Here is a 10,349-nt window from a genome sequence, read left to right as displayed (position 1 = left end):
GCGGTGGCCGTCCCGTCCGGCCACCGCGCCAGGACCCGCGTACCGGGCTCACTCCTCGCCGGCGAGCGTCAGCGTGCGCAGCTTCTGTCCCGCGTACCAGGTCGCGACGACCGTCACACCGACCAGCAGCACGACCGCGAGCGGCAGTCCGACGTCCGAGGTGATCATGTCCGAGTCGCTGGTCTTCTGCGCGACCGCCAGGGACCACTGCTGGACGCTGAGCGTCCGCGCGCCCGCGACCAGGCTGCCGAAGAGCGTCTCCCACACCAGCGCGTACACGAGGCCGATGACGACCGCGTGGCGGCTGACCGTGCCGAGCAGCAGGAACAGGGCGCTGTAGGCGATGGAGGCGACCAGTGCGGCGATCGTGTAGGACACCGCGATCTGCTGGCCGTTGCCGTTGAGGATGTATCCGGCGATGAAGGTGGGGACCGCGGAGAACACCATCGTCACGGCGATCGCGACGATCAGTTTGGTGAAGATGATCGTCGGCCGTTTCACCGGCTTCGCCAGCAGGTAGACGATCGAACCGTCGTCGATCTCGGGGCCGATGGCGCCCGTTCCGGCGATCACGCCGATCAGCGGGATCATCGTGGCGAGGGCGAAACCGCCGAGGACGTCCGAGGCGGTCTGGTCGTCCACGCCGTTGAAGGCCCGTACGGCCACGGCGATGAGGATCAGCAGGACCGGCAGGATGAGGAGGACGGCGGCCCGGCGCCGGCCGAGCAGGGCCCGGTAGGTGAGCCGGGCGACTGTGGGTTCGTACATGGACGTCACAGCTCCTTTCAGGGCGCTCAGGCCGCTACGAGATACGAGAAGACCGATTCGAGGGATTCGTCGGAGGGCGAGACCGAGAGCAGCCGGATGGAGTGCTCACGGGCGACCCTCGGCAGCAGTTCGGTGAAGCGCCCGAAGTCGACGGCCTGGATGCGCAGCGCGCCCTCGGCGACGTCGACCTCGATGCCGGACGTCGACGGATCGGCGATCAGCGCGGCGGCGAGGACGCGGTCGTCGCTGGACCGCACGAGATAGCGGTGCGGCCGGTCGGTCATCAGCCGGCGGATCTTGCGGAAGTCGCCGGACGCGGCGTGGCGGCCGGCGACGATCACCTCGATGTGGGCGGCGAGTTGCTCGACCTCCTCAAGGATGTGCGAGGAGAACAGGACGGTGCGGCCGGAGTCGCCCATCCGCCGCAGCAGGTCCATGAGTTGCATGCGCTGGCGCGGGTCCATGCCGTTGAACGGCTCGTCGAGAAGGAGCACGGACGGTTCGTGGACGAGCGCGGACGCCATCTTCACGCGCTGCCGCATGCCCTTGCTGTACGTCGCGATCTTGCGGTCCTGCGCGTACTCCATCTCGACCGTGGCGAGCGCCTTGTGGGCCTCCTTCTTACCGAGGCCGTGCAGTTCGGCGTTGGCGACGACGAATTCGAGCCCGGTGAGGAAGTCGTACATCCCCTCGCGTTCGGGGACGATGCCGATCTTGCGGTAGACGGACTCGTTGCGCCAGATCTTGTCGCCGTCGAGGGTGACGCTTCCGTTGGAGGGGGCCAGGAACCCGCCCATCATGTTGATGAGCGTGGACTTGCCCGCGCCGTTCGGTCCGAGCAGTCCGGTGACGCCGGGGCCGACGGTCATCGTCACGTCGTTGACGGCGACCACGTTGCCGAACCAGCGCGACGCGTGCTCGATGTTGATGGTGGTCACAGCCCGACCTTCCGGTAACGGCGCATGAGGACGGCGTACGAGCCGAGGATGAGCGCGAGGACGACCAGCAGATAGATGACGCCGACGCCGGCCGAGGGACCCGCCTCGCCGGGGAACGACGAGGAGGCGCCGAGGAACGCGGTCTGTACGCCGTCGATCAGCGTGATGGGTGAGAAGAGGCCGAGCCACTGGACGGCGCCGTCCGAGCCGGTCTCGGAGGCGATCGCCTGGACGGTGGAGACCGCGCCGTAGGTGATGGTCATCGTGGCGATCACGGCGGCGACGCCGAAGCCGCGGCGCGGGGTGAGGGCGGCCATCACCAGGCCGAGTCCGCCGAAGAGCAGCGAGAGCAGTGCCACGGAGACGAGTCCCTGGCCGAAGCCCTTGGTCTGGTCGACGAAGTCCATCTTGGCGAGCAGCGATCCGATGTAGAGGACCAGCAACGGTGCGGCGGTCAGTACGAAGAGGGCGGAGGCCATCGCGCCGTACTTGGCGACGACGTAGTCGACGCGCTCGATGGGGCGCGAGAAGTACAGCGGCACCGTCTTGAACCGCAGGTCGCGTGAGACGGACTGCGGCGCCTGGGCGGCCAGGAAGAGCGCGATGATGGCCTGGGTGAAGATCGCGTACCGCGTGTAGTCCACCGGCAGGCTCTTGAGGTTGGTGGCGACGGCGACGGCGACCATGATCGCCGCGGGCACGCACATCACGGCGAACAGGATCATCGGCAGGATCTTGGACTTGCCGGACCGGCCGAGGCCGTAGGAGCCGCGCAGGGACTGCGAGTAGAGGGAGCGGCGGGCGTAGGCGCGGCCGAGCCGCGGGCCGTCGTAGTTGCGGTAGCCGATGTTGTGGATCTGGGTGAGATCAGTGCTCATCGCTGCCGCCTCCCTTCTGAAGTGCGAGTTCCGCGGTGCCGCTCTGCGCCGGTACGGCCTGCCCGTCGGCGGCGGCCGACCGGTCGTCCTTCGCGCGGAAGACCTCCGCGATGTGGTGGCGGCGCTGTTCCATCCGTACGAGGCCGAGCCCGAGTTCGGCGACGGTGTCGCGTACGACGTCGTACGTCTCCTCGCCCGTCGCCTCGATGAGCAGGATGTGGCCGGCGCCCGGCAGCCCGTCCTCCTCGCCCACATGGAGCGAGAGCCCGGCCTTGGTGAGGGCCTCGCGCAGGACGCGGGTGCCGTCGGGGTGGGTGTCGGTGTCGGTGACCTCGACGGCGAGCGTCGCCGTGTTCTGCGTGAAGTCACTCGTGGAGCTGGAGCGCAGCAGCTGGCCGCCGTCGATGACGACGACGTGGTCACAGGTGCGTTCGAGCTCGCCGAGGAGGTGCGAGGTCACCAGGACGGAGATGCCGAACTCCGTGTACACGCGGCGGATCAGGTTGAGCATCTCGTCGCGGCCGACGGGGTCGAGGCCGTTCGTCGGCTCGTCGAGGAGGACGAGTTTGGGGTCGTGGACCAGCGCCTGCGCGAGCTTGACGCGCTGCTTCATACCGGTCGAGTAGCCGCCGATGGGGCGGTACCGCTCCTCGTAGAGGCCGACGTGGCGCAGCGTGTCCGCCGTGCGTTCGCGGGCGGCGGTCGGGGGGAGTCCGGACATGCGCGCCATGTGGACGACGAGTTCGGTCGCCGAGACGTCGGGCGGCAGGCAGTCGTGCTCGGGCATGTATCCGACGCTCTCGCGGATGGCGGCGCCATGGGTGGCGACGTCGAACCCGAGCACGGCGGCCCGGCCTTCCGTGGCGGGGGACAGACCCAGCAGGATCTTGATCATGGTGGACTTGCCGGCTCCGTTGGCACCCACCAGACCGGTCACGCCCGGTCCGATGTCCAAGGAGAGCCGGTCAAGCGCGGTTACCCGGGGGAACCGCTTACTCAGGCCTTCAGTAGCGATCACAGTCACGTTTAAGACGGTAGTGGCGCGCCCCACAGCGGACGTCAGCCCTGGCGGCTGTCTCGGGGTCCGTCTTGAGGCGTACGGACCCGTAAGGGCAGCATAAAAAGTTAGGCCGAAAGTTCCGGGGTCGGCGAGTTTTCCACAGGCTCGACGGGCCCCTTGACGCAGCCGCCGGACATTGTCACATTCATCAGTGTCACGTTACGAACGCGTAGCGCACACGGCATGGAGGGGTGGCATGGCTTCGGCGGTGAGGGGCGAACAGGCCGCGGAGCTGCGGGGATTCAGGTCCGTGCAGCGCCTCGCGTACGAGTGCGCGGAAGCGGTCGCCGCGCGCCTGCGGCCGGGTGTCACGGAGCGCGAGGCCGCCCGGATGCAGCGCGACTGGTTGCGGGCGCGCGGGGTGCGTGACTGGTTCCATCTGCCCTTCGCCTGGTTCGGGGACCGTACGGCCTTCACAGGGTTCCGGATCCCGCTCCAGTTCTTCCCCACCAACCGCAGGCTGGCGGAGGGCATGCCGTTCATCCTCGATCTGGCGCCGGTCCACCGGGGTTTCCCCGCCGACGTCGGCTACTCGGGCTGTCTGGGCCCCGGCCCCAATCCGCTGCACGACAAGCTGCTCACCGATCTCCGGGCGCACCGCGAGCTGCTGCTGCGCGAGGTGCGCGAGCGGCGCCCGCTGCGGGAGATCTACGAGGACGTGGACCGGCTGATGGTCCGGCAGGGATACGAGAACAGACACCGGGCCTACCCCTTCGGGGTGATCGCCCACAAGGTCGACCGCGTGACGGACCGGCGCTGGTCGCCGCATGTCCTCGGTTTCGGTACGCAGGCGCTCAAGGGCCTGGCGCGCGACGCGCTGCACGGGCACCGGGACGGCTGGTCGCCGTTGTGGAGCCCGTACGGATTCTCCGACCACCCGCCGAGACCGGGGCTGTGGGCGGTCGAGCCGCACCTCGGATTCCGGGGTACGGGGGCCAAGTTCGAGGAGATCCTGGTGGTCACCGATTCCAGGGACCCGGCCGAGAGCGCGTTCTGGCTGGATGACGATCTGCCGCATGTGCGGCGTTGGGCGGAGGGTGCGTGATGTCGCTTCAGTCAGTTCCGTCGCCGGCCGGGCCGGCCGGGGCGCGTGAACGCCGGGTGCGCACGGGCGGGATCGATCTGTGCGTGGCCGAGCTGGGTGATCCGACGCGGCCGACGGTCGTGCTCGTGCACGGCTATCCGGACAGCAAGGAGGTCTGGTCCCTGGTCGCGGAGCGGCTGGCCGAGCGGTTCCATGTGGTGCTGTACGACGTCCGGGGGCACGGGGGGTCGACGGCGCCGAAGCCGCTGCGCGGCGGCTTCACCCTGGAGAAGCTGACGGACGACTTCCTGGCGGTCGCCGACGCGGTGAGCCCGCACCGGCCGGTCCATCTGGTGGGGCACGACTGGGGTTCCGTACAGGGCTGGGAGTTCGTGACCGTACGGCGCACCTCGGGCCGCATCGCCTCCTTCACCTCGATGTCGGGGCCGTCGCTGGACCACTTCGGGCACTGGATCAAGCGGCGGATGACGCGGCCCACTCCGCGCGCGCTGGGCCAACTGCTCGGCCAGGGCGCCAAGTCCTGGTACGTGTACCTGCTGCAGACGCCGGTCCTGCCCGAACTGGCCTGGCGCGGGCCGCTCGGCAGGCAGTGGCCGAAGATCCTTGAGCGGCTCGAGAAGGTGCCCTCGGGGCGGCGGCCCGCGACAGCGGCCGACGGGACGGGGGCCGGGGACCCGGGGAGCGCGGCGCGGACCGGCGCGTATCCGGCCGCCTCGCTGCCGGACGACGCCGCACACGGCACCTGGCTCTACCGGGACAACGTCACCGCCCGGCTGCGCAGACCGCGCGCCGACGCGCACGCGCACGCGCCGGTCCAGCTGATCACCCCGACCGGGGACGTGTTCCTCTCCGAGCGGCTCTACGACGATCTGGACCAGTGGGTGCCGCAGTTGGTGCGGCGTACGCTCCCGGCGAGGCACTGGGTGCCGCGTACGCGACCGGACCAACTGGCAGGCTGGATCGCCGAGTTCGTCACGGCCCACGAGCCGGAACCGGAGGGCGGGGACGACGACGCGGCGGCCGTGGGGCCCGCCGGCAAGGCCCGCCGGGAGAGCCGGGCCCGCCGGGCGCGGGACCTGGTGGCGAGCGGGCCCTACGGGGAGCGGTTCGGCGGGCAGCTCGTCCTGGTGACCGGCGCGGCGAGCGGCATCGGGCGGGCCACGGCGTTCGCGTTCGCCGAGTCGGGCGCCCGGGTCGTCGTGGTCGACCGCGACGCCGAAGGGGCCGCCAGGACCGCCGAGATGGCCCGGCTGATCGGGGCTCCGCAGGCCTGGGCCGAGACCGTCGACGTCAGCGACGAGACGGCGATGGAGAAGCTGGCCGAGAAGGTCGCCACCGAGTACGGCACGGTGGACGTCCTGGTGAACAACGCGGGGATCGGGCTCTCGGGGTCGTTCCTGGACACCACGAGCGAGGACTGGAAGAAGGTCCTCGACGTCAATCTCTGGGGCGTCATCCACGGCTGCCGGATATTCGGCGGGCAGATGGCGGCACGCGGCCAGGGCGGCCACATCGTCAACACCGCGTCGGCGGCGGCCTATCAGCCCTCGCGCGCGCTGCCCGCCTACAGCACGTCCAAGGCGGCGGTGCTGATGCTCAGCGAGTGCCTGCGCGCCGAGCTGGCCGGGCAGGGCATCGGGGTCAGCGCCATCTGCCCCGGCTTCGTGAACACCGCCATCACGACCACCGCGCGGTTCACCGGGGTCTCGGCGGAGGAGGAGAAGCGACGACGCAAGCGAACCGCCCGGCTGTACGGGCTGCGCAACTACCCGCCGGAGAAGGTCGCCGACGCGATCCTGCGGGCCGTCGTCCGCAACGAGGCCGTCGTACCGGTCACACCGGAGGCCCGGGGCGCCCGGCTGCTGTCCCGCTTCGCGCCCAGGACGCTGCGCGCGATCGCCCGTCTGGACCCGCCGCTGTGAACGCCGACGGAGAGAACGACGGAGAGGACAGCGACGCAGAGAACGGCGACGGAGAGGACAGCGTCAACGCCGGGCAGGACGGCGAAAGCCCCGACGGGAGCGCCGTCTCGGACGAGGGGTACGTGATCGCGCCCCGGCGGGTGTCGTTCGACTGGCGCGAGACTCCGCTGCACTGGATACCGGACGAGCCCACCGCCACGCATGTCGTCAACGTGCTGCATCTGCTGCTGCCGGCGGGCGAGCGCTGGTTCGTCAAGGTCTTCAAGGAGGCCCTGCCGCTGGTCCGGGACCCGGTGCTGCTCAAGGACGTCAAAGGCTTCATGGGCCAGGAGGCGACGCACAGCGTGCAGCACGCGTATGTGCTGAACCACCTGGCGGAGCAGCGGCTGGACACCGAGCCGTACACCCGGCACGTCGACTACCTCTTCGAGGTACTCCTCGGCGAGAAGCCGCCCTTCGGGGCACCGTGGCCGGCGCGGGACTGGCTGCGCTTCCGGCTGGGTATCGTCGCCGCGATCGAGCAGTTCACGGCGGTCCTGGGGGACTGGGTGCTGCGCGCGGACGCGCTGGACCACGCGGGGGCGGACGAGGTCATGCTCGACCTGCTGCGCTGGCACGGCGCGGAGGAGGTCGAACACCGGTCGGTGGCCTTCGACATGTACCAGCACTGCGGCGGCCCCGATCCGGTGCGGTACGCCCGCCGGCTGGAGACGATGGTCGTCGCCGCGCCGGTGATGCTCTGGTTCTGGTCGCGCGGAGCGGCGTATCTGATCCGGCACGACCCGCAGCTCGCGGGCCGGCTGCGCTACTCGCTGCGCGAGCACAACCGCGCCGTGGCCAAGGGCCTGTTGCCCACCTGGCGGGAGCTGGGATCGGCGATGCCCCGGTACTTCCGGCGGTCGTACCATCCCTCGCAGGAGGGGTCGCTCCGCAGGGCCGTCGACTATCTGGCGACCTCGCCCGCGGCCCGCGCGGCGGCCGGAGCGGTCGGCCGCGCCGCGCTGAGGTAGCGCGTGCCGGGGCCATGGGAGGAGTGAGCGTGTCGGGGAACTCGGGTACGTCTCAGACCCCGGCCGGCGGCCGGTACCGGATCGAGGACCTGGCGCACGCGAGCGGCGCCACGGTCCGGACCATCCGCGCCTACCAGGACCGCGGGCTGCTCCCCACCCCGGAGCGGCGGGGCCGGGCCAATGTCTACGGGGACGCGCATCTGACCCGGCTGCGGCAGATCGCGGACCTCCTCGAACGGGGCTACACGCTGGCCTCCATCAAGGAGTTGCTGGAGGCGTGGGACGCCGGGCGCGGGCTCGGCGGGGTGCTCGGCCTGGTCGCCGAGGTGCACGGCCCGTGGACCGACGAGCGGGCCGCCCGGATCAGCCGCGCGGAGCTGGACGAGCGGTTCGGCGGCTCCCCCGACGAGGCGGCGCTCGCCGAGGCGGTGGAGCTGGGGGTGCTGGAGCGGGTCCCCGGGCGGGACGACGAGTTCCTCGTACCGAGCCCTCAAGAGCTGGCGGTGGCGGCCGAGTTGTACGCGGCCGGGGTGCCGCTGTCCGCGATCTCCGCCCACCTTCGGGAACTTCGCGGGCAGGTCGAGCACATCGCCGAGCGTTTCATGGAGTTCACGATCGAGCACGTCTTCGCGCGGTATCTGGGTCATCGCCCGCCGACGGACGCGGATGCCGCCGAGGCGGTGTCGCTCGTACGGCGCCTGCGCCCGCTCGCGCGGCAGACGGTCGACGTCGAACTGGCGCGCGCCATGCGGCTGTTCGCGACCCGGCATCTCCAGCAGCATCTGATGGCGGAGGATCCGGAGCCGTCGGGGCCGGAAACCCGTTCCGTGGTCCTGCCCGCCGAGACAATCGACGCGGTGCAGAAGCTGGTTGGCCAGGAGAGCGCTCCGGCGTTCATCGCGGCGGCGGCCGAACGGGAGGTGCGAGCAAGGGCGTTGGACGTGCTCACCACAACCCACAGACAGAGTACCCAACTTGACCAAATGGGTTAATCCGGGCATCAGTTGTCCACAGATTCGCCAAATGGCCTGTGGATAACCTGAGTTGACTGTGGATCAAACATTTCAACACTGATCGTTTTCGGATCGGATCGAGGCGGTGCCGAAGCTCCGTCGGAGCACTGACGAGGCGCTGTCGAAGGCGGTCGAAGCGCGGTCGAAGCGCTTAAGACCGGACCGAAATGAGTGGCGCCCGCCCGACGAGACCGGGCACGCTGTGCGAATGACCGGAACACGCACACCACCGGGCGCGGGAACGCCCGACGAGCGACGCACCGTGAAGGTGTCGAAATACCTCTCCAAGCACCTGCGGCACCAGCCCGAGCGGATCGGCCTCACGCTCGACCCGAACGGCTGGGTGGAGGTCGACGCGCTGCTCCGCGCCACCGCCGACCACCGCTTCCCCATCACCCGCGCCGAGCTGGACCACGTCGTGGCCGTCAACGACAAGCGGCGCTTCACGATCGAGGGCGACCGGATCCGCGCCAACCAGGGCCACACGGTCGAGGTCGACCTGGACCTGCCGCCGGCCGAGCCGCCCGCGTACCTCTACCACGGCACGGTCGCCCGCAGCCTCGACGCAATCCGCACCGAGGGCCTGCGCCCCATGAACCGCCACCACGTCCATCTCTCACCCGACCGCGAGACGGCGACCCGCGTCGGCGCCCGCCGCGGCCGGCCCGTCGTCCTGCCCGTGGACGCGGGCGCGATGCACCGCGACGGCCACGTCTTCCGGGTGAGCGCGAACGGCGTCTGGCTCGCCGACGCCGTACCGCCGCGCTACCTCCGCCTCAGCGACTGAGCTGCGCGAGCCCTTCCGTGGCGATCCGCTCGAACAGGGCCGGATCCATCGCGAAATCCGAGTCCGGGATCGGCGCGTGGACCACGATCTCCGTGATGCCGAGCTCGGAGTGCCGGCCCGCGAAGTCCACGAACGCGTCGAAGGAGTCCAGCGGACGCCCCGGCGTGAAGCCGGTGAGCAGGATCTTCTCCAGACCGGCCACCTCACGGCCGATCTCCTCGCACGCCGCGCCGAGCCGGCCGATCTGCCCGCCGATCGCCTTCAGCGACTCCTCTGCCGTGCCCGACTCGAAAAGCTTCGGGTCCCCCGTCGTCACCCACGCCTGACCGAGCGCCGCGGCGAGGCGCAGCCCGCGCGGCCCGGTCGCGGCGACGGCGAACGGCAGCCGCGGGCGCTGCACGCACCCGGGGATGTCACGGGCCTCGACCGCCGAGTAGTACGTCCCCTCGGCCGTCACCGCGTCCTGCGTCAGCAGCCGGTCGAGCAGGGTGACGAACTCCCCGAACCGGTCGGCCCGTTCACGCGGCGACCAGGGCTCCTGCCCGAGCACCACGGCGTCGAAGCCCGTCCCGCCGGCCCCGATCCCCAGGGTGACCCGGCCCCCGGAGACGTCGTCCAGCGAGATCAGCTCCTTCGCGAGCGTCACCGGATGCCGGAAGTTCGGCGATGTCACCAGCGTGCCCAGCCGGATCCGCTCCGTGGCACCGGCGGCGGCCGTCAGCGTCGGGAGCGCGCCGAACCAGGGGCCGTCCCGGAAGGTGCGCCACGACAGATGGTCGTAGGTGTACGCGGCGTGGAAGCCGAGCTGCTCGGCGCGCTGCCATTCCGCGCGACCGCCGTCGTGCCAGCGGTTGATCGGCAGGATCACGGTGCTCAGACGCAGACTCATACCGGCAACCCTACGGCGACGCCTCCGCCGGCAGCCGCC

Annotated in this window: 10 protein-coding genes; 5 read left to right on the top strand and 5 right to left on the bottom strand. The window is 70.6% G+C overall.

The genetic code is table 11. From position 1 onward, the window contains the following. Positions 1-48 precede the first annotated feature (48 nt). Genes ACFT9I_RS09180 through ACFT9I_RS09165 form a run of 4 tightly spaced genes read right to left on the bottom strand, consistent with a single transcriptional unit; the run spans position 49 to position 3,635 of the window. Positions 49-768, bottom strand: a complete 720-nt coding sequence (locus ACFT9I_RS09180) for an ABC transporter permease (protein ID WP_382562272.1) — start codon at positions 766-768, stop codon at positions 49-51. 26 nt (positions 769-794) lie between these two features. Next, positions 795-1,706: an ABC transporter ATP-binding protein gene (locus ACFT9I_RS09175; protein ID WP_382562270.1), complete on the bottom strand. Its 912-nt coding sequence runs from the start codon at positions 1,704-1,706 to the stop codon at positions 795-797. Next, complete coding sequence (locus tag ACFT9I_RS09170) at positions 1,703-2,584, bottom strand: ABC transporter permease (RefSeq protein ID WP_382562268.1); 882 nt, start codon at positions 2,582-2,584, stop codon at positions 1,703-1,705. Before ACFT9I_RS09170 ends, ACFT9I_RS09175 begins: the two co-directional genes overlap by 4 nt. Beyond that, on the bottom strand, positions 2,574-3,635 hold the full coding sequence (locus tag ACFT9I_RS09165) for an ABC transporter ATP-binding protein (protein WP_382562266.1): 1,062 nt from the start codon (positions 3,633-3,635) through the stop codon (positions 2,574-2,576). Before ACFT9I_RS09165 ends, ACFT9I_RS09170 begins: the two co-directional genes overlap by 11 nt. A 205-nt stretch (positions 3,636-3,840) precedes the next feature. Between ACFT9I_RS09165 and ACFT9I_RS09160 the strand changes: the two genes are divergently transcribed. The 5 genes from ACFT9I_RS09160 to ACFT9I_RS09140 all read left to right on the top strand — a co-directional run bounded on the left by ACFT9I_RS09160 (position 3,841) and on the right by ACFT9I_RS09140 (position 9,421). Beyond that, entirely contained in the window at positions 3,841-4,689 is an 849-nt protein-coding gene (locus tag ACFT9I_RS09160; RefSeq protein WP_382562264.1) for a M24 family metallopeptidase, read from the top strand. Beyond that, positions 4,689-6,611, top strand: a complete 1,923-nt coding sequence (locus ACFT9I_RS09155; RefSeq protein WP_382562263.1) for an SDR family oxidoreductase — start codon at positions 4,689-4,691, stop codon at positions 6,609-6,611. The genes ACFT9I_RS09160 and ACFT9I_RS09155 overlap by 1 nt, the downstream gene beginning before the upstream one ends. 122 nt (positions 6,612-6,733) lie before the next feature. Then, positions 6,734-7,621, top strand: coding sequence for a metal-dependent hydrolase (locus ACFT9I_RS09150; protein ID WP_382562295.1), 888 nt, complete (start codon positions 6,734-6,736; stop codon positions 7,619-7,621). Between the two features lie 14 nt (positions 7,622-7,635). Next, complete coding sequence (locus ACFT9I_RS09145) at positions 7,636-8,613, top strand: MerR family transcriptional regulator (protein ID WP_382562261.1); 978 nt, start codon at positions 7,636-7,638, stop codon at positions 8,611-8,613. A gap of 229 nt (positions 8,614-8,842) precedes the next feature. Then, positions 8,843-9,421, top strand: coding sequence for an RNA 2'-phosphotransferase (locus tag ACFT9I_RS09140; RefSeq protein ID WP_382562260.1), 579 nt, complete (start codon positions 8,843-8,845; stop codon positions 9,419-9,421). Here ACFT9I_RS09140 and ACFT9I_RS09135 read toward each other — a convergent pair. Beyond that, positions 9,411-10,310, bottom strand: coding sequence for an LLM class flavin-dependent oxidoreductase (locus ACFT9I_RS09135; protein WP_382562258.1), 900 nt, complete (start codon positions 10,308-10,310; stop codon positions 9,411-9,413). The two genes, ACFT9I_RS09140 and ACFT9I_RS09135, sit on opposite strands and share 11 nt — an antisense overlap. Positions 10,311-10,349 lie beyond the last annotated feature (39 nt).

Source organism: Streptomyces sp. NPDC057137, assembly GCF_042670825.1.
In the GTDB taxonomy this organism is placed as follows: Bacteria; Actinomycetota; Actinomycetes; order Streptomycetales; family Streptomycetaceae; genus Streptomyces.
The sequence above is the reverse complement of the archived record's forward strand: the minus strand, read 5'-3'. Positions and strand labels throughout refer to the sequence as shown.